General features: G+C 60.2%; 22 protein-coding genes. 16 read left to right on the top strand and 6 right to left on the bottom strand.

Annotation, left to right across the window (positions count from 1 at the left end):
* Together AC6FTP_RS06115 and AC6FTP_RS06110 are read left to right on the top strand one after the other, a co-directional pair.
* Positions 1-285: FtsX-like permease family protein (locus AC6FTP_RS06115; protein WP_497206020.1), on the top strand; the 285-nt coding region annotated here is incomplete at its 5' end.
* Positions 282-986, top strand: a complete 705-nt coding sequence (locus AC6FTP_RS06110) for an ABC transporter ATP-binding protein (RefSeq protein ID WP_497206019.1) — start codon at positions 282-284, stop codon at positions 984-986. The genes AC6FTP_RS06115 and AC6FTP_RS06110, both read left to right, overlap by 4 nt.
* Positions 987-1,057: 71 nt before the next feature.
* Here the strand turns inward: AC6FTP_RS06110 and AC6FTP_RS06105 are convergent, their stop codons facing one another.
* From AC6FTP_RS06105 to trxA, 3 genes are all read right to left on the bottom strand, one after another.
* A complete protein-coding gene (locus tag AC6FTP_RS06105) occupies positions 1,058-1,480 on the bottom strand; it encodes a type II toxin-antitoxin system VapC family toxin (protein WP_497206018.1) in 423 nt (140 codons plus the stop codon).
* Positions 1,477-1,746 (bottom strand): hypothetical protein, encoded by a 270-nt coding sequence (locus tag AC6FTP_RS06100; RefSeq protein WP_497206017.1) that lies wholly within the window; start codon positions 1,744-1,746, stop codon positions 1,477-1,479. The genes AC6FTP_RS06105 and AC6FTP_RS06100 overlap by 4 nt, the downstream gene beginning before the upstream one ends.
* Positions 1,747-1,901: 155 nt before the next feature.
* Positions 1,902-2,360 (bottom strand): thioredoxin, encoded by a 459-nt coding sequence (trxA, locus tag AC6FTP_RS06095; protein WP_497206016.1) that lies wholly within the window; start codon positions 2,358-2,360, stop codon positions 1,902-1,904.
* A gap of 85 nt (positions 2,361-2,445) precedes the next feature.
* On the opposite strand from trxA, the gene sqr reads away from it, so the two are divergent.
* Genes sqr through AC6FTP_RS06080 form a run of 3 tightly spaced genes read left to right on the top strand, consistent with a single transcriptional unit; the run spans position 2,446 to position 4,569 of the window.
* Entirely contained in the window at positions 2,446-3,675 is a 1,230-nt protein-coding gene (sqr, locus tag AC6FTP_RS06090) for a type III sulfide quinone reductase, selenoprotein subtype (protein ID WP_497206015.1), read from the top strand.
* A gap of 23 nt (positions 3,676-3,698) precedes the next feature.
* Complete coding sequence (locus AC6FTP_RS06085; protein ID WP_497206014.1) at positions 3,699-4,010, top strand: TusE/DsrC/DsvC family sulfur relay protein; 312 nt, start codon at positions 3,699-3,701, stop codon at positions 4,008-4,010.
* 37 nt (positions 4,011-4,047) lie between these two features.
* Positions 4,048-4,569: a DsrE/DsrF/DrsH-like family protein gene (locus AC6FTP_RS06080; protein ID WP_497206013.1), complete on the top strand. Its 522-nt coding sequence runs from the start codon at positions 4,048-4,050 to the stop codon at positions 4,567-4,569.
* A 134-nt stretch (positions 4,570-4,703) separates the two neighbouring features.
* On the opposite strand, the gene AC6FTP_RS06075 is transcribed toward AC6FTP_RS06080, so the two are convergent.
* The gene (locus AC6FTP_RS06075) at positions 4,704-4,976 is read right to left on the bottom strand and encodes a hypothetical protein (protein WP_497206012.1); all 273 of its coding nucleotides are present in this window, start codon (positions 4,974-4,976) and stop codon (positions 4,704-4,706) included.
* A gap of 58 nt (positions 4,977-5,034) precedes the next feature.
* Between AC6FTP_RS06075 and AC6FTP_RS06070 the strand changes: the two genes are divergently transcribed.
* Complete coding sequence (locus AC6FTP_RS06070) at positions 5,035-6,576, top strand: serine hydrolase domain-containing protein (RefSeq protein ID WP_497206011.1); 1,542 nt, start codon at positions 5,035-5,037, stop codon at positions 6,574-6,576.
* On the opposite strand, the gene AC6FTP_RS06065 is transcribed toward AC6FTP_RS06070, so the two are convergent.
* Entirely contained in the window at positions 6,573-7,259 is a 687-nt protein-coding gene (locus tag AC6FTP_RS06065) for a pseudouridine synthase (RefSeq protein ID WP_497206010.1), read from the bottom strand. The genes AC6FTP_RS06070 and AC6FTP_RS06065 overlap by 4 nt on opposite strands.
* Before the next feature lie 551 nt (positions 7,260-7,810).
* On the opposite strand from AC6FTP_RS06065, the gene AC6FTP_RS06060 reads away from it, so the two are divergent.
* Positions 7,811-9,226: a sulfatase gene (locus tag AC6FTP_RS06060; RefSeq protein ID WP_497206009.1), complete on the top strand. Its 1,416-nt coding sequence runs from the start codon at positions 7,811-7,813 to the stop codon at positions 9,224-9,226.
* Positions 9,223-10,581: a metallophosphoesterase family protein gene (locus AC6FTP_RS06055; protein WP_497206008.1), complete on the top strand. Its 1,359-nt coding sequence runs from the start codon at positions 9,223-9,225 to the stop codon at positions 10,579-10,581. Before AC6FTP_RS06060 ends, AC6FTP_RS06055 begins: the two co-directional genes overlap by 4 nt.
* Here the strand turns inward: AC6FTP_RS06055 and AC6FTP_RS06050 are convergent, their stop codons facing one another.
* Positions 10,582-11,616 (bottom strand): alpha/beta hydrolase family protein, encoded by a 1,035-nt coding sequence (locus AC6FTP_RS06050; RefSeq protein WP_497206007.1) that lies wholly within the window; start codon positions 11,614-11,616, stop codon positions 10,582-10,584.
* Positions 11,617-11,662: 46 nt separating this feature from the next.
* Between AC6FTP_RS06050 and AC6FTP_RS06045 the strand changes: the two genes are divergently transcribed.
* The 8 genes from AC6FTP_RS06045 to AC6FTP_RS06010 all read left to right on the top strand — a co-directional run bounded on the left by AC6FTP_RS06045 (position 11,663) and on the right by AC6FTP_RS06010 (position 21,955).
* The gene (locus AC6FTP_RS06045; protein WP_497206006.1) at positions 11,663-13,021 is read left to right on the top strand and encodes a hypothetical protein; all 1,359 of its coding nucleotides are present in this window, start codon (positions 11,663-11,665) and stop codon (positions 13,019-13,021) included.
* Positions 13,022-13,023: 2 nt separating this feature from the next.
* Entirely contained in the window at positions 13,024-14,334 is a 1,311-nt protein-coding gene (locus tag AC6FTP_RS06040; protein ID WP_497206005.1) for a hypothetical protein, read from the top strand.
* A 2-nt stretch (positions 14,335-14,336) separates the two neighbouring features.
* A complete protein-coding gene (locus AC6FTP_RS06035) occupies positions 14,337-15,332 on the top strand; it encodes a Gfo/Idh/MocA family protein (protein WP_497206004.1) in 996 nt (331 codons plus the stop codon).
* Between the two features lie 27 nt (positions 15,333-15,359).
* Positions 15,360-17,048: a DUF1549 domain-containing protein gene (locus AC6FTP_RS06030; protein ID WP_497206003.1), complete on the top strand. Its 1,689-nt coding sequence runs from the start codon at positions 15,360-15,362 to the stop codon at positions 17,046-17,048.
* A 4-nt stretch (positions 17,049-17,052) separates the two neighbouring features.
* Positions 17,053-18,291 (top strand): DUF1501 domain-containing protein, encoded by a 1,239-nt coding sequence (locus tag AC6FTP_RS06025; RefSeq protein WP_497206002.1) that lies wholly within the window; start codon positions 17,053-17,055, stop codon positions 18,289-18,291.
* A 13-nt stretch (positions 18,292-18,304) separates the two neighbouring features.
* Positions 18,305-19,297: a WD40 repeat domain-containing protein gene (locus tag AC6FTP_RS06020; protein ID WP_497206001.1), complete on the top strand. Its 993-nt coding sequence runs from the start codon at positions 18,305-18,307 to the stop codon at positions 19,295-19,297.
* Positions 19,298-19,360: 63 nt separating this feature from the next.
* The gene (locus AC6FTP_RS06015; RefSeq protein ID WP_497206000.1) at positions 19,361-20,797 is read left to right on the top strand and encodes a Gfo/Idh/MocA family protein; all 1,437 of its coding nucleotides are present in this window, start codon (positions 19,361-19,363) and stop codon (positions 20,795-20,797) included.
* 54 nt (positions 20,798-20,851) lie between these two features.
* Positions 20,852-21,955 (top strand): lactonase family protein, encoded by a 1,104-nt coding sequence (locus tag AC6FTP_RS06010; protein ID WP_497205999.1) that lies wholly within the window; start codon positions 20,852-20,854, stop codon positions 21,953-21,955.
* The last annotated feature ends 55 nt before the right edge of the window (positions 21,956-22,010 follow it).

Here is a 22,010-nt window from a genome sequence, read left to right as displayed (position 1 = left end):
CTCGACAAGATCCGCGACATCGCGCTGCTGAAGCTCATCGGCGCGCGCAACCGAGTCATTGCCGGACTCATCCTTCAGCAGTCGCTCCTCATGGGTGCCTTTGGTTACGCCCTGGCGTGGTGGATCGGCCGATTTGCCTTTCCGCGCTTTCCGCGACTTGTGGTTATCGAAGCGGCGGATCTCGTTTCGCTCGGTTTCATCGTTTTAGTTATCTCCACGCTCGCCAGTTTGCTCGGCATCTGGAAAGCCCTGCGCGTGGAGCCCAACACCGTCCTCTCCGCATGAGCACGCCCGCCGTCGAAGTCAAAAACCTGCGCAAAGTGTATGGCAGCGGCCACACCGAGGTCATCGCCATCCGCGATGCCACGCTCAGCATCGCACGCGGCGAGATCGTCGGCATGTTGGGCCCCAGCGGCAGTGGGAAATCCACCATCCTCACCGCCATGGCTCTCATCAACCCGCCCACCTCAGGCACAGTCGCCATCAATGGTTCGGCCGTGCTTGATGGGCCCAGGGCACTCGTCGATCTGCGCGCCTTCCGCCGCCAGCACCTTGGCTTCGTGTTTCAAAAGGCGAATCTCATCCCCTTCCTCACCGCGCTGGAGAACGTGCAGATCGCCCTCGAGGTCAACGACATCGCGCCGAAGGCCGCCCGCCAGCGCGCCATGGAGCTGCTCGACTACCTCGGCGTCGCCGAGCGTGCGAACAACCTGCCCGTGGCCCTCTCCGGTGGCGAGCAGCAGCGCGTCGCCGTGGCCCGCGCCCTCGCGAACAATCCCAGCCTCATCCTTGCCGACGAACCCACCGCCGCACTCGACAGCCAGCGCGGTCGGCAGGTGATGGAACTCTTCGCCAAAGTCGCCCACGAGCGCAACGCCGGCGTCCTCGTCGTCACCCACGACCACCGCACGCTCGATGTCTTCGACCGGATCGTGGATGTCGAAGACGGCGGCATCACCGAGCGTCCTCTCTCGCAACCGAGGTGACCGACGCAGGCTTTCCGTTGGGGAGGTTGTGCAGAAGTGAGGATGAGTTCGGACCAGCTCCTCAGCGAAATTCAACGTGGACGCTCGATTTCAGGATCACCTTCGCGGTGCAGATGCTGAAAGTCGGTGAGATTGATCGTGATCACTTTGTAAGCCTTGATCTTCCTGGCAGCAGTGAGGTGCATGTAATCATAGACGCCGCCGCCACGAACGCCTTGCTGGCGAGCTACGGCTTGGGCATCCAGGATTTCATCCACAGTGAGTTCGACGAAATGCACGCAGGGGCGGATGCTCTCGCGGATCATCCCTGCGGCAACGTCGGCGTCGATGCGTGTTCCAAGCCTGCCTCCAGTGAGAGTGGCGAAGGTTTCATTGAGCGCATGGGGACTCGTCCAGTTTCCAGGCTGCCCCATCAGGGCATCGCAAGCGGTATAGTCGGGGTCGTCGGGCAGGAGCGACGACACCAAGACGGAACTGTCCAAGTAGCGGGTCATTTGCGGAGGGCACGGTTGGCGAGCGCCTCGCGTTCCTCACGCACAGCACCAGCAACGTCTACCTGCAGGCCCGTGGGAGCGAGCACGAGGCGACCGCTGGGCGAGAGCATGGTCTCGCTGGCCACAGGAATGTCTTTGACGATTTCAATCCGGTCAGGTGTCACCTCGGCACGGATGCGAACACCCGGCATCGCGCCAAAAATCCGGCGCAGAGGCTCCGGCAGCTCGATCTGGCCGGATTCATCAATGGTAAGTGTCGCTGTCATGGCACTAGATTAGGCTCATCGGCTCAAAGCTCAACTTCCGGTTTATGGGCCGGGCAAGGAACCCCACCGTGAAGTCCCGGCGGAAGTGTGCGATGCAAGGAAGGGCGTTTTTCAACCGCCCCGGCGCTTAAAAAGCGCTGTTCCTTGTCAGGCGCTCAACTCTGCCGCATCCACGCCAGCAAGCGTGCCGCAGGCTGGAAGCCGCTCGTTTGAGCGGTGACTTTGCCGTTCTTCATCAGCGCGAAGGCGGGGATGCCCTGGATGCGGAACTGACTGGCGATTTGCTGCTGCACGTCGGTGTTCACTTTGATGAAAACGGCCTCGCCAGCGGCCTGGGAGGCGGCTTTGGCGAACTCGGGGGCCATCATCTGGCAGGGGCCGCACCATGCGGCCCAGAAGTCGATGACGACGGGCAGCGGGCTTTGAGAAATGAGCGCGGCAAAGGCGGTGGGGCTGGCCATTTCGACCGGAGCGGCGACCAGGGGCAGATCGGCTTTGCAGGTGCCGCAGCGGCCATGCTGGCTGACTTTGGCGTAGGCGATGCGGTTGGCGGTGCCGCAGGCGGGGCAGGGCAGGATGATGCCGCGTTCGTCGGAGTCGAGGTGATGGCTCATGGAGGACAAGATCTGAGGAGAGTTAAAACTTGCATATACGCATACGCTCATATAGAAGTTTGGCAAAGACAACCTTTCCACCACCATGAGCAAACATCTACTGATCCTCGGCGGCGGCACCGCTGGCACCATGATGGCGAACCATCTGCGCAGACGCCTATCTGCGTCCGAATGGCGCATGACGGTGGTGGACCGCTCGGACAAGCATCTCTACCAGCCGGGTTTTTTGTTTCTGCCCTTCGGCAAGTATGAGGAGAGCGACATCATCCGGCAGACGCGGGATTTCATGCCGCGAGGCGTGGAGTTTGTGCAGGCGGAGGTGGATCAAATCACGCCTGAAAACCATGCGGTGACGCTGAAGGATGGGCGGGAGTTGAAGTATGACCTTTTGATCGTCGCCACCGGCTGCCGCACGGCCCCGGAGGAGACTGCCGGCATGTTGGGACCGAAGTGGCGCGTGAACGTGCATGACTTTTACACGCTGGATGGAGCGCGGGCGCTGCGTGACAAACTGGCGGACTTCCAAGGAGGTCGCGTGGTGGTGCATATCAACGAAATGCCGATCAAGTGCCCCGTGGCGCCGCTGGAGTTCACCTTTCTGGCAGACACGTTCTTCCGGGAGAAAGGCATCCGCGACAAGGTCACGCTGACCTATGTAACGCCGCTGTCGGGAGCCTTCACGAAGCCGAAGGCGTCAAAGAAGCTCGGGCATCTGCTCGGAGACAAAGGGATCGAGCTGGTGACCGACTTCGTGGCCGAGAAGGTCGATCAGGAGAACAACAAACTAGTCTGCTTCGACGGCCGCGAGGTGCCCTACGACCTGCTGGTAACGATCCCGACGAACATGGGTGATGAAGCCGTGCGCCGCTCGGCGCTGGGCGATGACTTGGACTACATCCCCACGCACAAACACACGCTGCAATCGCTCAAGTATTCCGATGTCTTCGTGATTGGCGATGCGACCAACCTGCCCTCCTCGAAGGCCGGTTCCGTGGTGCATTTTGAAAGCGAGACACTGGCAGATAATGTGCTGCTCTACATCCAAGGCAAGCCGCTGAAGGAGGAGTTCGACGGCCACTCGAACTGCTTCATCGAGTCCGGCAACGGCAAGGCTTTGCTCATCGACTTCAACTACGAGTATGAACCGCATGAAGGGCCGTTCCCGTTCTCTTTTGGGCCGATGAAGCTGCTCGAAGAGTCCCGCCTCAACCACCTCGGCAAGCTGGCCTTCCGGCATGTGTATTGGAACGTCCTGCTGAAAGGCTGGCCGCTGCCGGGCATCAGACGGCAGAAAAAGAAACCAGCCGAGGCGTAATCATCATCCCAACCCACTGAATTATGAACAAGACCATCGCAGGAACCGAAGTTGACGTGAACGAGGAAGGCTACCTCACCAACGCGTCCCAATGGAACGAAGCCATCGCCGCAGCCATCGCCACAGAGGAGGGCATTGGCGCGCTCACCGACGCGCACATGAAAGTCATCCGCTACCTGCGCGAGCAGCAGTCCAAGGGCGCGGCACTCACGATCCGCAGCATGGGCAAGAGCGGCGTGGTGACGACCAAGGAACTCTACGACCTCTTCCCCGGCGGCCCGCTGAAGAAGTCCTCGAAGATCGCGGGCATTCCAAAACCCGTCGGCTGCATTTAACCAACGAAGAACAAGGAACCAAGAACTACGAACCCTTATGTCCGACGACAAACAACCTGTGAAGAAGATGTCCATCATCGTGAGCCGAGGCTCGCTGGATGGGATTTACCCGGCGCTGATCATGGCGAACGGCGCACGCATGGAAGGCATCGAAGCCTCGCTGTTCTTCACCTTCTTTGGCCTGAACGCGTTGGCGAACAAGACGCTCGACCATTTGAAAGTCGCCACCGTGGGCAATTCCGCGCTGAACATGGCCATGCCCATGCTCGGCCTGCCGATGACGATTCCATTCCCGACTGTGATGGGCGCGATCCCCGGCGTGTCGGCCTTCGCGACGCATCTCATGAACAAGGAGATGGAAAAACTCGACATCCCGCCCGTGCGCGAGTTCCTCGAACTCATCTCCGACTCCGGCGGCAAGATTTACGCCTGCAAGCTGGCGATGGACATGTTCAAGCTGAAGAAGGAGGACCTCATGGACCGCGTCGATGGCGTGCTGACCGTGGGCCAGTTCTACGAAGAGTCCGCCGGTGCAGGCACGCACATCCTTTTCACCTGAGATGGCCGCGCTTAGCAACGATCCCGCCCGCTGCGAGGTGATGAACCTCGCCTGGGGACCAAACGGCCACGGCCCCTATCTCGTGCGCCAGGAAGGCTACGAGCCCGGCAGCAGCACCTTCAAGATGCAGCGTTTCATCCTTCAAAAAGACGGACGCAAAAGACGGACGCTGGCTGCTGAACCTTGCTTTCGTCATGCTGCCGGAGGCCGAGCAGGAGGCGCAGCTTTTTCACTCCCTGAAAGAAGTGCTCATCCTGCTCGATGACATCACCTCCAAGAGCGTGCGCGCTGACGCCAGCCTGCCCGCCGGCGCAGGGGCCGACGAAATCCTCGCGCACTTCGAGCAATGCACCCACCGCATCCTGCGCGGCATGCGGAGCTGTGCCGTCGAGAAGTTGTCGTCTCATGGCTAGTTGGAAAAGAGGAGGCTTGTTGCCGCCTGACGTGCGGTGATAAGGTGATGGTATGTCTCCCTCCCGACGCACCTTCCTCAAGCACTCCAGTCTCGCTTCCTTCAGCCTTTGGATTCCGCGAACTTTTGCCGAAGCGACGGCGACTCAGATCGCGCGCAGCACGCCGGAGGCACAGGGTGTTTCTGCTCAGGCCATCATGGATTTCCTGGATGCCATCGAGCGAGAAAAGATGGAGCTGCACAGCTTCATGATGCTGCGGCATGGCAAGGTCATCGCGGAAGGCTGGTGGGAGCCGTATGGGCCGGATCTCGTTCACACGATGTACTCAATGAGCAAAAGCTTCACCTCCACCGCCGTCGGGTTCGCGGTGGCTGAAAGAAAGCTCAGCGTGGATGATAAAGTGGTCTCCTTTTTCCCGGACGATCTGCCATCGCAGGTCAGTGAAAACCTCGCCGCGATGCGGGTGAAGGATCTTCTCACCATGTCCACGGGCAACGAGAAAGAGCCTACGCAAGTGTGCATCAAGTCGGAGAACTGGGCGCGCACCTTCCTCGCACAGAATATCGTGCACAAACCGGGCACGCAGTTCATGTACAACAGCGCCGCGACCTACATGTGCAGCGCCATCGTGCAAAAACTCACCGGACAGACCGTGATGGAATACCTCACCCCGCGTCTCTTCACACCGCTCGGCATCAGCGGCATGAGATGGGAAACTTGTCCGCGCGGCATCAACACGGGCGGCTGGGGCTTGAGCATCCAGACCGAGGGCCTTGCGAAGTTCGGCCAGCTCCTGCTGCAAAAAGGAAAGTGGCAGGGGCAGCAGATCATCTCATCGGCCTGGATCGATGAAGCGACGAGCTTCCACATCCAGCAACCTGGCGGCGACAAGCCTGATCGGCCCAAAGTGAAGAACGACTGGCTGCAAGGTTACGGCTACCAGTTCTGGCGCTGCCAGGGCACGGCGTTTCGTGGCGATGGAGCGTTTGGGCAATTCACCATCGTTTTGCCGGAGCAGGAGGCGGTGATCGTGATGACGAGCGAAAACAAAAACATGCAGGGACAGCTCGATCTCGTGTGGAAGCATCTGCTGCCCGCTTTCGATGCCAAGCCTTTGGTTCAGGCCGATCTTGCGCCACTCAAGAGCTTGAAGCTGCTACCACCGCAGGGTTCAAAAAGTTCGGCCATCCAGCCCGCGAAGCCCTTCAAGCTCGAAGCCAATGACTATGGCCTTTCGCAAATCAGCCTCGCTTTGTCGGACAAGGCCTGTGTGATTAGTGCGGATGGGCACAGCATCTCTTGTGGTTGGGAAACGTGGCAGCTCGGCGAGACGGCACTGCCCATCAAACCACCGCGCCTCATCGCCGGGGGGAAACCCAAGTCTGACGCGGTCTTCAAAGTTGCCGCCCATGCTACCTGGACAGATCCGCAGACGTTGCTCGTCACCCTGCGCTACTACGAGACGCCGCACAGCGATGCTCTGACCTTCCGCTTTGATGGTGACTCACTCACTCTCACGCTGCTCGATAGCATCACCGCCATGAATCCGAAGGGCAAAGACACCCGCGCGCCGTTGACGGGCAAAGTCAGTTAGGCGGGAACCTCCAGCATCTGCCATTCACCTTCCGCTAGATTTCCCAGCTCATGCGGGCCGAAGCTTTCGCGATGGAGCTTTTCCACGTGGAATCCCTGGCTGGCAAACATGCGCCGCACCTGATGGTAGCGCCCCTCGGTGATGATCAGTCGCGCTTTGCGTGGGGCGATGATCTCCATCCGCGCGGGCAGACAGGGTTTGGCTTCACCGCGCAGCATCAGATCACCTCTCGCGAAGATCTTCACCAGTCCTGCCTCCAGATCACGGTCCACTTCCGCGAGGTAACTCTTCTCCACATCCGCTTTTGGCGAAGTGTAGCGATGCACGAGACTGCCGATGTCCGTCACGAGCAGCAGCCCGCTCGTGTCTTTGTCCAGACGCCCCACGCTGGTCACAGCGGGATTACGATCCAGCCACTGTGCTGGCAGCAGTTCGTAGATCGTCGGGCCTTCTCCATCGCTGTGCGTGCAGACATAACCCACCGGTTTGTGCAGCATGGCCAGCAGTCCATCGGGTGCCTCGAGCGGTTCTCCGTCCAGCGTGACAGCATTAGGATCGACCCGATGATCCGCCCTTGTCAGAACGACATCGCCAAGCTTCACCCGGCCTGCTTTGACCCAAGCCACGACCTCCCGCCGCGAGCAGTAGCCGAGGGAGGAGAGGAGTTGGTCGAGACGATGCATGCCATGCATTGCCATTGCCCCTGGCAGATCGCAAGATAGCAGGCTGTTTGATGCTGAATTCTGGTGAAGTGTGACTCTGTCTTCGGAGACACATCGCCACGCTTGGCTGGGTCTCTACGGACAAGCATTTCCGCCAGCACCGCGCTTGTCACAGGCACCTCAGCACTTGTCCCAGTAGCAGCCCAATAGGCACCCACATGCACCAGATCAGTGCACTCAACTGGCACAGCCTGAGATATCGCCGCATCTTGTCGAGAAAATGGGGGGGAATCCGTCTGGACGAGTACATCGGGTGGTGGGACCGCCACACGCCGAGCCAGACAATTCTCCTCTCATACAGCCGTCTGGTCATAAAGGTGACTCAGGCTGCCTGCGGGGAAGCTCTTCTGTGTTGTTTGTTCCTCCTGATTCATGGGGGTATTCTCCGCTTACATGCTACGAGGGTCATCGGCCCCTGCTGACGCAATCCTGACAAACTCGACTCCGATGCCTGATGGGCTGCTGACAACAATTGCCTCATACTTGGTGAACCCATGTTCATCTCAACTGCCATGAAAGCTCTCCGATACTTCTGCTGTCTCCTGTTCACCTCTGTGTCCTTCGCCGCTACGCCGCCGAATATCATCTTCATCCTCTCCGATGACCAGGACTGGACGGGGCTCTCAGTGCAGATGCATCCTGACTTGCCGAACTCGAAGAGCGACTTCTACCGCACGCCTAACTTGGAGAAGTTCGCCGCGCAAGGCATGCGTTTCAGCGCGGCGTATGCGCCTGCGCCGGTGTGTTCGCCCACGCGGATCAGTTTACAGACGGGACGAAATCCGGCAGCGCTAGGATGGACGAAGGCGGCTCCGGCGGAAGATGGGCATCGTTTGATCGAAGGAGCATCGAGAAAACACATCGGCATCGAGGAAACCACAGTGGCGGAGCTGCTGCGCACGGCAGGCTATGCGACGGCGCATTTCGGCAAGTGGCATCTCGGTGGTGGTGGGCCGGAATCGCATGGTTACGACGTGAGCGATGGCGATACGGGCAATCGCGATGCCGATCAGCACATCGATCCGAACCCTGTGGACATCTTTGGCATGAATGAGCGGGCGGAGGCCTTCATGAAGCAGCAGGCAGGGACGAGGAAGCCGTTTTTCATGCAGATGTCCTACTACGCGCTGCATTTGCCGGAGAACGCGCTCAAGGCAACGCGGGCCTTTTATGAAAAGCAGCCGTCAGGTCGCATGCATAGCGATGTGGACCGCGCGGCCATCACCACCGATCTCGACACGGGCGTGGGCCGATTGCTGGAGGCCGTCGAAAAGCTTGGTCTCAGCCAGAACACCTATATCATCTACATGTCCGACAACGGCGGCGGTGGAGGTGGGGGTGGAGGCAAAGGAGGCGGTGGACGTGAGAAGGTGCGACCGCTCACGGCTGGCAAAGGCGGCGTGTGGGAGGGAGGTATCCGCGTGCCGTTGATCATCCGCGGTCCTGGCATCGCGGCGAACTCATGGTGCCATCAACGCGTCGTTGGTTACGATTTCCTGCCCACGCTCTGCAAGCTGGCCGGTGTGAAGGCCACGCTACCGACGGATCTCGATGGCGGTGACTTTTCCTCACTGCTGCGAGGCTCCAAAGAGCCGGTGAAGCGCTCCCGCGAGCCGCTCATCTTCCATTTCCCACACTATCAAGGCGATACGCCGCACAGCGCCATTCTCAGCGGCAACATAAAGCTCATCCACTTCTATGAAACGAGCGAAAACCTCCTCTTCGATCTCAATGCCGATCTCGCCGAGCGAAACGACATCGCGGCAAAGCAACCAGAGGTCGCCACGCGGCTCGCGGGGCAGCTCGCGGATTATTTGAAGGAAGTCGGCGCTGAAATGCCGAAGACGAATCCCAACTTTGATCCCGCCAAAGAGCCTGCGAAAAAGGGCGGAGGCAAAGGAGGAAAGAAGGGAGGAATGAAGCCATGAAAGCATTTGTCGCTTCGTTTGGCTTTGTCGCACTCGCCTTGCTCCTGATCGCCGCCGTGCCGGATAATAAGTCCAAAGGCGGTGCGGGTCAGGGCGGCCAAGTCGAGTCTGCGGTGGTGCCGCCGTATCTTTTCAATGTGTGGCTTTGCAGGCCGGGCGCAGAGTCGGTGACGGTCAGTGTGCTGGCTTGGGAGGAGATGGATGCCTTCATCGAGTATGGCGACGGATTGAAGACGGCAGAGGTGAAGCTGAAGGCTGGCCTGCCGCAAAACATCGTCCTGGGCGGTTTGAAGCCTGACACGAGTTACAACTATCGTCTCACTTTTCGCCGCGCGGGTGGCGAGGCGGTACAAGATGTGACGCGCAGCTTTCACATGCAGCGGAAGGCGGGGCAGAGTTTTTCGTTCGTCATGCAGGCAGACTCGCATCTCGACAACAACACGGATGTTCGGGTGTATCAGCAAACGCTGGCCAACATGCTCGCCGACAAGCCGGACTTCATGATCGACCTCGGCGACACGACGATGGTGGACAAGTTCGGCAAGTTCTTCCGCCGCTCGGAGTCGCAATACAAGGCGCAGCGCTACTACATGGGCCGCATCGCGCACAGCGTGCCGATTTTCATGGTGCTGGGCAACCACGACGGCGAGCGCGGCAGCGACCCTGAGATGTCCGAGTGGTCGCTCGGCATGCGTCACACCTATTTCCCGAACCCGACCGACGGCAACGACAAGCATAGCTACTTTGCCTTTGAGTGGGGAAACGCACTCTTCATCGGCCTCGATCCCTTTTGGGCTACCACGCAGCGCGGAGCCTCCGGTTGGGACATGACGCTGGGGGACGCGCAATATCGTTGGCTAACCAAGACGCTCACGAGCAGCAAAGCGGCGATGCGTTTTGTCTTCATCCATCACCTCGTCGGCGGCCTGGGCCGTGATGTGCGCGGCGGAGCCAAACCGGCCGCCTACATGGAATGGGGCGGCAAAAACGCCGACGGCAGCGAAGGCTTCCAAGAGCACCGCACCGGCTGGGAAATGCCGCTGCATCCGCTTTTCGTGAAACACGGCGTGAACATCGTCTTCCACGGTCACGACCATCTTTTCGTCAAAGAGGAGCTCGATGGCATCATCTACCAAGAAGTGCCGCAGCCCGGCCATCCCAGCGGTGGCACCCGCAGCGCCGAGGAATACGGCTACGGCGGTGTCATCCTCGGCAGCGCTGGCCACGTGCGAGTCACCGTGAACGAGAACCAAGCCAAGGTTGATTACGTCCGCAGCATCGTGCCCGGCGTGACGCGTTCGAATCTGGAAAACGACGCGGTGGAGCACGGCTACATGATCAGGCCAAAGGGGTGATCACTTACCACTCGCGTTCCACTCGGATGTAATGGGGCTGAAGTCCTTCACATCCCAGACGGGCGGCTGGCCTTTGCGCTGCCTGGCCAGCCAGTTTAGCGCGGCTTGATGCACAATTTCGTGCCCGCCTTCAAAGATCGTCACGCGCGTGTTGCCGCTCGTGGCTCGGAAGAGCGGTGTCTTCAGGCCGAAGCTCGCGTCGGGTGCGGCGGGTGACCATCCCGACGGCAGTGTTTGCGTCGCGTAGTAGCTCGCGATGGCTGCTGCATCGAGTCGTGCTTCGGCTTTCACCGCTACATTGAAGGCTCGCAGCGAGTGCTCAAAAGGAACGCTGCCCGTGCGGCCATCATGTATGCCATGCGCGATGTCCAGCGGCACCGAGGCTGCATTTGCGAGACAGCTCTCCGGTGAGCGCTTCCACGCCTCAGCATCATCCTTGGCCGGCACCTTGCCGAGCGCTGCGACGATGTTCTCGGCATACTTGTCGCTCTTGCCGTTCTTCGTGTGTTCTCCATGCCACCGCGCCACATCGCCGATGCCACACCACGCACTGACTCCGGCCCAGATCTCGGGATGGCACCCCGCCATGAGCATCGCCATGTGTCCGCCACCGCTTACGCCGATGAGGTAGATGCGCGATTCATCGACCGCTGTCTGCTTCTTCGCCCACTCGACCGCCTCCACCACGTCCTGCACGGCACGGTCACTGCCCATTGCCTGCGGCGTCCAGTTCGGCCCGCGAAAGTCGGGATGCACAAAGGCCCAGCCCTGCGCGATGGCCCACTCCGCATACACCGCATCACCACCAGCCGAGGCGAAGTTGCTGCTCCAAGTATGCAGCCCGACGAGCAGCGGCTTCTTCTCCATCGAGGCTGGAGCGAACCACATCGCCTTTTGCATCACTCCATCACTGGCAGGGATTTCGACCTTCACGACTTGTGAAGGCCAGGTCACTTTTGGTTTCAAAGCAGGAATAGTTTGAGCAAGTGAAGTCACAGACACGGCGAGGCTGAGGAGTGGAAGGAGGCGGATCATCGCGGAGCAAAAACGTCGGATCGCAGCGTTTGTTCTCGTCGATGTCATGAAGCCGCTGCTCTTTATCTCTCTGCTACTCACCTGTTTCGTCCATGCGGCAGATGAACCCCTGCGCCTCGCCACCTTCAACGTGGATGCCACGCCGCCCATTGGCTCGCCGCTTTGCAATGGCGCGGTGAAGCCGGTGAAGGAGATCGTCACGCCACTCACCGCTCGAGGTGTGGTGCTGCTGGGTGCGGGCGAGCCTATCGTGCTGTGCGCGTTTGATTGGGTGGGCATCGCGAATGAGAGCCATGATGCGTTTCGTGAGGCGCTCGCAGAAGCCGTCGGCACCTCGCGTGATCGCGTGACGGTCCACACGCTGCATCAGCACGATGCACCGGGTAGCGACTTCGCCACCGAGCGACTGCTGACCGAACACGGGCTACCCGGATTGTATTCCAACGCCGCTTTTGATCGCGAGGTCATGCAGCGGCTTGCAGCAGCGGCGAAAGATTCGCTTTCTCAAGCACAGCCTGTGACACACATCGGACTCGGTAGCAGTAAGGTGGAGCAGGTGGCCTCAAACCGCCGCATTCTTGGTCCACTCGGCAAAGTCATCCTCCAACGCCAAAGCTCTGGCGGCAAGAATCCCGCCGCGCGCGAGGCACCGGAAGGCACGGTCGATCCTTTGGTTCGTCTGATCACGTTTTGGAATGGCGACAAACCCGTCGCCGCGATGACCTACTACGCCACGCATCCACAGAGCTATTACGGCCAGGGCTCGGTGAACTGGGATTTCGTCGGCATGGCGCGTGAGATTCGGGCTGAAGCGCTGCCCGGCGTCGCGTGCGTGCATTTCGATGGCGCAGGCGGCAATGTCGCCGCCGGCAAATACAACGACGGCACAAAAGACAACCGCCCCGTGCTCGCGCAACGCCTCGCCGCTGGCATGAAGCTCGCATGGGATTCGCAGAAGAAGCATCCCATCAGCGCGAAGGACACCGCGTGGCGTGTCGAGCCCGTCGCCATGCCGGTGCGCGAAACATTGATCGAGGAGCAACTCCTCGCGAAGCTCACTGATACGAAACTGAAACAGCCGGACCGCATTCGCGCAGCGCGTGATCTCACCTTCCTGCGTCGAACTCACGCCGGACACCAAATCCCAATCACCTGCCTTCGCCTCGGCACCGCGCGCGTGCTGCACATGCCCGGCGAGCTGTTCGTCGAGTATCAACTCGCCGCGCAGTCTTTGCGCCCGGACGCTTTCATCACCATGGCCGCGTATGGCGACTACGGCACCGGCTACATCGGCACCGAGATCGCCTACACGCAGGGCGGCTACGAAACCGGCATCGTCTCCCGCGTCGCTCCGCAGGTGGAGAAGGTGCTGATGGACGCGATGCGGAAACTCCTCTCCCACTAACCATGAAAACACTCCTCTGCCTCGCCCTGCTTTCGGTTCAGGCCTTCGCGATCCAAATCGCCACCTTCCGTGCCGATGTCACGCCACCAGTCGGTGCACCTTTGTGCGGCGGCTTGGTGAAATCAGCCGTTGGTGTCAGCGAGCCTCTGCTGGCGCTCGGCGTGGTGCTGCTGAGCGATGAAAAGCCCGTCGTGCTCTGCGCCATCGACTTCTGCGAGATTCGCGGGGCGGATCACATTCACTGGCGTGAGGTTTTGGCAAAAGCGGCGGGCACTTCGGCGGAGCGCGTGGCCCTGCACTCACTGCATCAGCACAACGCGCCGCTGGTGGACAATGCCGCACAGAAGCTGCTGCCGGAGATCGGCATCCTCGACGCTGTGGCAACGGAGAGGGCGCTCGCAGGCGTCGCGGCGAGCATCGAGGCGGCTTTGAAGAATCCTCAGAACGTCACGCACATCTCGACCGGCGAGGCGAAAGTGCTCGAAGTGGCCGGGAATCGTCGTGTCCAAGTCATCGACGGCAAAGTGGGCAAAATGCGCGGCAGTGGCTCGAAAGACCCCGTGCTGCGAGCGCTGCCGGAGGGCCTCATCGACCCGATGTTGAAGACCGTGAGCTTTTGGAACGGCGAGAAGAAACTTGCCGCGTTGCACTACTACGCCACGCACCCGATGAGCTACTACGGCGATGGCATCGTGAGCCATGACTTCGCGGGCATTGCCCGTGAAAAGCGCACGCAGGAGGATGGCGTGCCGCACATCTACTTCACCGGCTGTGGCGGAAACATCGGCGCGGGCAAATACAACGATGGCACACCGCCCATGCGCCCGTTGCTTGCAGGCCGCATCCACGCCGCGATGGTCGAGTCGGAGCAAAACGCCAAGCGTGTGCCACTGACGAAGATCGCGTGGAAACATGCGCCCGTCGTCTTGCAGCCCGATCCCGAGTTCCCGGAGGAACGCATGCTCAAAGTGATGCAAAACACCGCCACTGCGCCCACCACACGCATCGCAGCGGCCTTGCGCATCGGCTTCATCCGCCATCGTGAGCCGATTCCCTTCACCAGCCTGCATCTGGGTGAGGATGTGTGCCTCGTGCATCTGCCCGGCGAGAGCTTTGTCGAGTATCAACTCTTTGCGCAGCAGCAGCGGGCGGGTGGTTTTGTCTGCACCGCGAGCTATGGCGATGGCGTGACGGGTTACATCCCGTTGGAGCAAAGTTTCATCGAAGGCGGCTACGAGCCCTCGCAGGCCTACGCAGCCCCAAACTCCGAAAAAATGATGAAACAGACGATCTCGGACCTTTTGAAGAAATGACCATGAAACGCCTCCTCCTTTCCCTCCTCGTCGTTAGCTCTGCTTTCGCTCAAAACGACCTCAAACCGCTTCGTGCAGGTATCATCGGCCTCGATACGTCGCATGTGCCAGCCTTCACGAAGCTCTTCAACAAAGGCGAGACCACGGGCGAGCTCGCGGGCATCAAAGTGACCACGGGCTACACCGGCGGCACCGACATGCCGGCCAGCAAAGATCGCAAAGAGAAGTTCACCCAGCAGCTTCGCGACATGGGCGTGGAGATCGTGCCCACCATTCCGGAACTGCTCGCGAAGGTCGATGTGGTGTTGCTGGAGAGCGTGGATGGCCGCATCCATCTCCAGGAGGCGCGGGAGATTTTCAAAGCGGGCAAGCCTGTGTTCATCGACAAACCGGTCGCTGGCACACTCGCCGAGGCCATCGCGATCTTTGAACTCGCGAAAAAGAGTAACGTGAAGGTCTGGTCGAGCTCATCCTCGCGCTTCGGAGCCGATTTGATCGCGATGAAGAACAATCCCGAGATCGGCGACATCCTCAGCGTGACGACTTGGGGCCCGTGCTCGTATCAGAGCGGCACGCCCGACCTCTTTTTCTACGCCATCCACGGCATCGAGTCGCTCTTCGCACTCATGGGCACCGGCTGCGAGACCGTTTCCCGCACCAAAGGCCCCATCACCGATCAAGTCACCGGCGTGTGGAAAGACGGCCGCGTCGGCACCTATCGCGGCATCGTGAAAGGCAAGTCGGAGTTCGGCGCGCTTGTCTTTGGCAGTGCTGGAGTGCGCCAAGGTGCCAAAACCATCAGCTACGAAGCCCTTTGCCGCCAGATCGGCACCTTCTTCCGCTCCGGCACCCCACCCGTGAGCGAAGCCGAGACGATCGAAATCTTCACCTTCATGGAAGCTGCCGACGAAAGCCTCCGTCAAGGCGGCAAGCCGGTCGCGCTAGCCGATGTGCTCGCGAAGGCGAAGGAGGAAGCGGCGAAACTCATCCGCGAATGACGAACCCAGCAAGCTCGGACGCACTTCATGAACCGCATCTCTCGCCTTCTAAAGCTGCTAAGCCTCATGGCGGGCACCAGCTTGTCGGCGGAAGAAGCCGTGCCCTTGCATGAGCAAATCGATGGCTTGATGATGAAGGATTGGGCGGCTGCAAAGATCATTCCGGCGGCCATCAGCACGGATGCTGATTTTTTCCGAAGGCTGAATCTAGACCTGAATGGCATGATTCCGACGCAGTCCGAGACAATGGCGTTCCTCGATGACCAAAAGCCTGACAAGCGCTCGCGAGCCATCGAGGCGATCCTCTCACGGCCTGAGTATGCGCTGCACATGGCACGAGTGTTTGACGTGATCCTCGCTGAGCGTCGTTTGCCTGCGGTGAAGTCGTATGATGTCGCTGCTACGGCTTGGCGGGGCTATCTGGCGGAGTCCTTCGCGGCAAACAAGCCCTGGGATGTGATGGTGCGTGAGATCTTGGCGAGCGATGGCAGCGATGAGTCACAGCCAGGAGCGGTGAAGTTTTATGTCGCTCGTGATGCCGAACCGCATCAGATCACGCGGGATGTGGCGCGCGTATTTCTCGGCACGGACCTGCAATGTGCTCAGTGCCACGATGATCCCCGGTTCGATGACTACAAGCAGGCGGACTACTTCGGCATCTATGCGTTCGTGAGCCGCCTTTCGTTCTTTCGCGACAACAAACTGAACCGTTCCTTCGTCGGCGAGAAAGCGATGGGCGATGTCACCTTCACTTCCGTTTTCACGACGAAGCAGGGCAAGACGGACCCGCGTCTTCCGGGTGGCCAGATGATCGCTGATCCGAAGCTGGAGAAGGGGAAGGAGTATCTGATGGCACCGAGCAACTCGGCACGAGGAGTGCCGGTTTACAGTCGGCGCAAGCAACTGGCCGAACAGATGCCGCGTGCGGAGACGCCGGGTTTTTCCAGAAACCTCGGCAACAGACTCTGGGCGCTGATGTTTGGCCGGGGACTGGTGCATCCGCTCGACTTGCATCACGCCAAGAATCCGCCATCGCATCCGGCAGTGCTCGCAGCCATCGAGAAGTGGCTGGTGCAGCACCGCTACGACATCAAGGGATGCCTGCGCGAGATCGCACTGAGTCGCTGCTATCAGAAGTCGAGCGAACTAGCGGGCGAGGTTGAGCCTCCAGTGGACTCCTTTGCTGCTGCGGCTATGCGGGCGCTCACGCCAGAGCAAATGCGCTGGTCTCTGCTGCAGGCGACGGGTCGTATTGATACTCATTTTCTCCGCACGCTGGAACAGCTCAAAAAGACCAAGCCCACCGAAGTCGAAACCAAGCTCAAAGATTGGCACTGGAAGAAAGACGGCTACGAACTGCTCGAAAAGCAATCCAGCGCCATCATCGCTGCCTTTTCGCCCCTGCCGGGCACCGATGACAGCAAGATCGATCCTGTCGTCGATCACGCGCTCTTCCTGCTGAACAGCCCCAAGATCATCGAGCTCATCAAAGTGGCTTCTGGCACCTCGTTTGATCGCTGGGCGGCTTTGAGTGATCAAGCGGCACTCGCTGAGGATCTTTATCTCAGCCTTTTGAATCGCAGACCCATTGCGCAAGAGACGGAGGAAGTCATCAGCCTCGTGAAAGGCACCAAGACGCCAAAGGAGCGGGCGGAAGCCTTGCAGCCGCTCGTGTGGGGTTTGCTCTTATCGGCGGAGTTTCGTTTTAACCACTGATCGTATGCAACTCAACCTCACCCGCCGCCAAGCCATCGCACGCACGCTCGGACTCGCCGGAGCAGCCGCCATGGCACCATCGGCCCTCGCGGCATCGCCGCATCGGAAGCAACTGCTCGTGCTGTTTCTCTCCGGTGGCGCGAGTCAGCTGGAGACCTGGGACCCGAAGCCAGGCACCAAGTTCGGTGGCCCGTTTCGTGCCATCAACACCTCACTCGATGGCGTGCGCATCGGCGAGCTGCTGCCGCGCACGGCGAAGATCATGCACAGGCTCGCTGTGGTGCGCAGTGTGAACTCGAATCTGCCAGATCACGAAAAAGGCCACTACGCGATCCAAGCCGGCCGCCTGGCCCCTGGCTATCCGGTGCTCGGATCGGCAGTGGCGAAGCTGCTGGAGCAACCCGGTGATGTGCTGCCCGGTTACATCACCCTGCGACGCGATGGACCGAAAGCCTACACAGACACAGGTGATGCTGGCTTTCTCGGCGCGAAATATGAAGGCGTGCGCGTCATCAATGGCCTGCCACCGGAGAATCTCATCGTTCCCGCTGGCATCAATGCCGCTGCGCTCCAGACACGCGATGCCGCACGCCGCGCTGCGGATGAACGCTTCCTCCGCACCCATGCCAAGGCACCGATCAACGGCTACGGCACGACCTTTGACCAAGCCAGGGCACTCATGCAGCGACGCGAGATTTTTGATCTCAAGGCCGAGTCGCCCAAGGATGTCGAGCGTTATGGCCGCCACGACTTCGGCCAGAATTGCATGCTCGCTCGCCGACTTCTCGAAGCCGGTGTGCCCTGCGTGCGCGTGGTGCATTTCGACTGGGACGCACACCAGGACAACTTCTACTGGCACCAGATGCGCTGTGCGGAGTTTGACCGCACCTTTGTCACGCTGCTCGATGATCTGGAACAGCGCGGCATGCTGGAGCACACGCTCGTCGTCGTCACTGGCGAGATGGGCCGCACGCCGCAGATCAACAACTTCGGCGGACGTGATCACTGGGGCCGTGCGTGGTCCGTGGCGATGGCGGGCTCTGGCATCAAACAGGGCGTGGTGCATGGCATGACCAATGACCTCGGCACAGAGGTCAAAGAGGACGAAGTCGGCATCGGTGATCTCTTTCACACCTACCTCACCGCGCTCGGCATCGACTCCAGCGCCGATTACCATCTCAACGGCCAGACCAATCCCGTCGCCGATCCTGCTGCCAGGCCAATCAAAGCCGTGCTGGCGTAAACCACTCGCGCTTATGCCCGTCAACCCAACCAAAACCAAACTCATCATCGAGCACAAGCACGAGGTGCCGCTGATGAGCTGCGTCTTTTCGCCAACCGGCAGGCATCTGTTGGCGGGTGGACGCGATGCCGGAGTTGTGTGCATTGAGGTTGCCAGTGGTAAAAAAACGATGCTCACCGGACATGAGAGCTGGGTCGGCGACATGGCACGTGCTGGCGATGATCTGGTGCTCACCAGCGATTACATCGGAGGCGTCATCGCATGGGATTGCAGCGGAGAATTGCCCGCGCTGCGCTGGAAAATCGCGGCCCATCCCAGCACCATTCGCGCTCTCGCAGTGAGTGCCGATGGCAAGATCCTCGCCACCGGAGACCGCGATGGCACCGTGCGTCTGTGGCAGAGCGGCGATGGCAAAATGATGCGCGAGTTCCCCAAGAGCGAGCATCCCATCTATGGACTCGCATTGCACCCGGATGGAAAACGCATCATCACCGCTGACCGCCGACCGCAAAAGCCAACGATTCAGGTATGGGATATCGCCAGTGGCAAAGAGCTGCTGAAAATCGAAGTGCCCGAGCTCTCTGGTTATCGACGCGTGGAAGACATCGAGTGGGGCGGCATCCGCAGCCTCACGCTCTCCGCAGATGGCAGCCTGATCATGGCCTGCGGACGTGCAGGATATGACGGCCCGGCCAGCATGCTGCTTTACGACATCACCAGCGGCAAACTGCACCGCAAACTCTCCTCCACGCTCAAAGGATTCTGCTACAGCGCCCGCTGTCATCGCGATGGCTTTGTCATGGCCGCCAGCGGCGAGATCGCCAAGGGCGAGTTTCGTGCCTGGAAGACCGATCAGGACAAATCCCTCGCCGACACTGCCACAGCAGGCCCCTGCACCGCTCTCGACATTCACCCCGACAGCACACGCTTCGCTGTCACTCAAGCCATTGGAAAAAACTCATATCCCGAATCGGGCGTGCTGGCGATCTACGAGTGGCAGGCGTGAATCATGGATCGCCGCAACAAAGTTCACAGACATCCTTCTCCAAACCCGTAATCCAACACCGCCATGCTCACGCCTACACGTCGCCGCTTTTTTGAAGACTCGCTCATGGCCGCTGCGGCGGTCGCTCTGCCGAAAAATTTGCTCGGAGCCGATCCGGCACCGGTTTCAGCGAATGAGAAGATCACCGCTGCCATCATTGGATGTGGGATTCGCGGGAAGGCGCATGCGCGGGAACTGGCACGGCTGGCGGACTGCGACGTGGCGTATGTTTGCGACCCGGATCTCGACCGTGCGGATGAGGTGGGCGCGTTGCTGGTCGAACTGAAGCGACCGATGCCGAAGAAGGTGCAGGACTTGCGGAAGGTGCTCGAAGACAAGAGCGTGGATGTCGTTTTCATCGCCACGCCGAACCACTGGCATGCGCTGGCCGCGATTTGGGCCATGCAGGCGGGCAAGGACGTGTATGTCGAGAAACCGGTGAGCCAGAATGTCGAGGAAGGCCGCCGCATCGTGCAGGTGGCGCGGAAGCTGGGACGGATCGCGCAAACGGGCACGCAGAACCGCTCGCGTGGAGCATTAGCCGAGGCCGTGAAGTTCATGCGCGAGGGCAAACTGGGCGATGTGAAGCTCGCCAAGAGCATCATCTACAGCGGACGCGGCAGCATCGGCGGCCCGGCGGAGTGCGTGATGCCGCCGAGGTGCGATTACGACTTGTGGGCCGGGCCCGCGCCGATGACGAAGCTCACGCGGCCCAAGTTTCACTATGACTGGCATTGGTTCTGGGACACCGGCAACGGCGAGATCGGCAACAACAACGTCCACTCGCTCGACATCTGCCGCTGGGGCCTCGGCGTGACCGGTTTGGGCCGCAGCGTGATGAGCTACGGCGGCAGACTCGGCTACACGGATGTGGCCGAGACACCCAACTCGCAGGTCGGCATCTTCGACTTTGGCGACAAGACCATCGTCTCCGAAACACGCGGCCTCAAAACCGTGCCGTTTCATCCCACGATCAAATCCATGTGGTTCTTCTACGGCAGCGAAGGCATCATCGCCGACACGAGTCTCTTTGATCCGAAGGGCAATCTCGTCCGCGCTTTCGAAGGCAAATCCGAGAACCACTTCGCCAACTTCCTCCGCGCCGTTCGCAGCCGGAAGCACACCGAACTCGCCGCCGACATCGAAGAAGGCCATCAAAGCACCGCGCTCTGCCACATCGCGAACATCTCATATCGCCTCGGCTCCCAAACCTCCGTGAACGGCATTTCCAAGCATCTCGGCGACATCAACGCTCACGAAGACGTGCAGGACACGCTGGAGCGCACGAAGCACTACCTCGCCGAAGCAGGAGTCGATTTCGACAAGACGCAGCTCACGCTCGGCCAGCATCTCCGCGTCGATGGCGACAACGAAGGCTTCCTCGACAACGCCACCGCGAATGCGCTGCTCACCCGCGAGTATCGCGCGCCGTTCGTCGTGCCGAAGGCGAGCGAGATTTGAGGGCGGTATCTAAGCGCATTCGCAAAACACACCGTCCAAGCTCGTTTGGATCTTATGCGCTCCATCCTCCTTGCTTTGCTCGCCGTGCCTGCTTTTGCTTCTGAACATGTCGTTTTTGTCTCTGCCTTCGCTTCAGGCGAAAAGGCGGGGATTCATGCATTTGGCTTCGATTCGGAAAAAGGCACGCTGAAGCCGCTGAAACGCACCACGGGCGTGCAGAGCCCGTTTTTCATCGCGATCTCGCCGGACAAGCGGTTCTTGTACTCGATCGACGAATTTGGCGGGAAGGACAATTTCGTCGCTGCCTTTGCCATCGAGGGCCGCGGGGGCGATTTGCGACCGCTGAACCGCCAAAACACACGCGGCACGGCCTCGTGCTTTGTGGAAGTCGATCCCACGGGTAAGACCGTGCTCGTCGCGAACTACAGCAGCGGCAATGTGACCTCGCTGCCAGTGAAGAGCGACGGCTCGCTCGGCGAATCAGCGTCGTTTTTCCAACACAGCGGCTCCAGTGCCGACCCAGAGCGCCAGAAAGGACCGAATGCGCATTGCTTCGTCGTCAGCCCCGATGGCAGACACGCCCTCGCCGCCGATCTCGGAATCGACAAGATCATGATTTACACGCTCGACGCCGCCACCGCGAAACTCGCGCCAAACACCGCACAGTCCTTCGCCAAGCTCACGCCCGGCAGCGGCCCGCGTCATCTGACCTTCCATCCGAACGGCAAGCTCGTGTATATCATCAACGAACTCGCCAACACCATCACCGTCTTCGATTGGAACGCCGCCGATGGCACACTGAAGGAAAAACAAACCATCGCCACGCTGCCGAAAGACTTCACCGGCAAGAGCTACACCGCCGATCTGAAGATCACACCCGACGGCAAGCACCTCTACGGCACCAATCGCGGCCACGACAGCCTCGCCAGCTACCGCATTGCCCCCGACGGCACGCTCACGCTTCTCACCATCCAGCCCAGCGGCGGCAAAGGCCCTCAAAACCTTCTCATCAGCCCCGACGGTCGCTGGCTCCTCTGCGCCAACATGCCCGGCAACAACGTCGTCGTTTTACTGATCGACGCCGCGAGTGGCTCAATCACCGCCAAAGGTGAACCCGTCGAAGTGCCGATGGCCTCGTGCATTCGCTGGATGGAGTGAGTTCACCTTTTCACATGATGCATCACTCGAGTTACACTTTGTGGGCAGTGACAAG

The organism is Prosthecobacter sp. (assembly GCF_044378005.1).
Taxonomy (GTDB): domain Bacteria; phylum Verrucomicrobiota; class Verrucomicrobiia; order Verrucomicrobiales; family Verrucomicrobiaceae; genus Prosthecobacter.
This window is presented reverse-complemented; position numbering and strand designations above follow the sequence as displayed.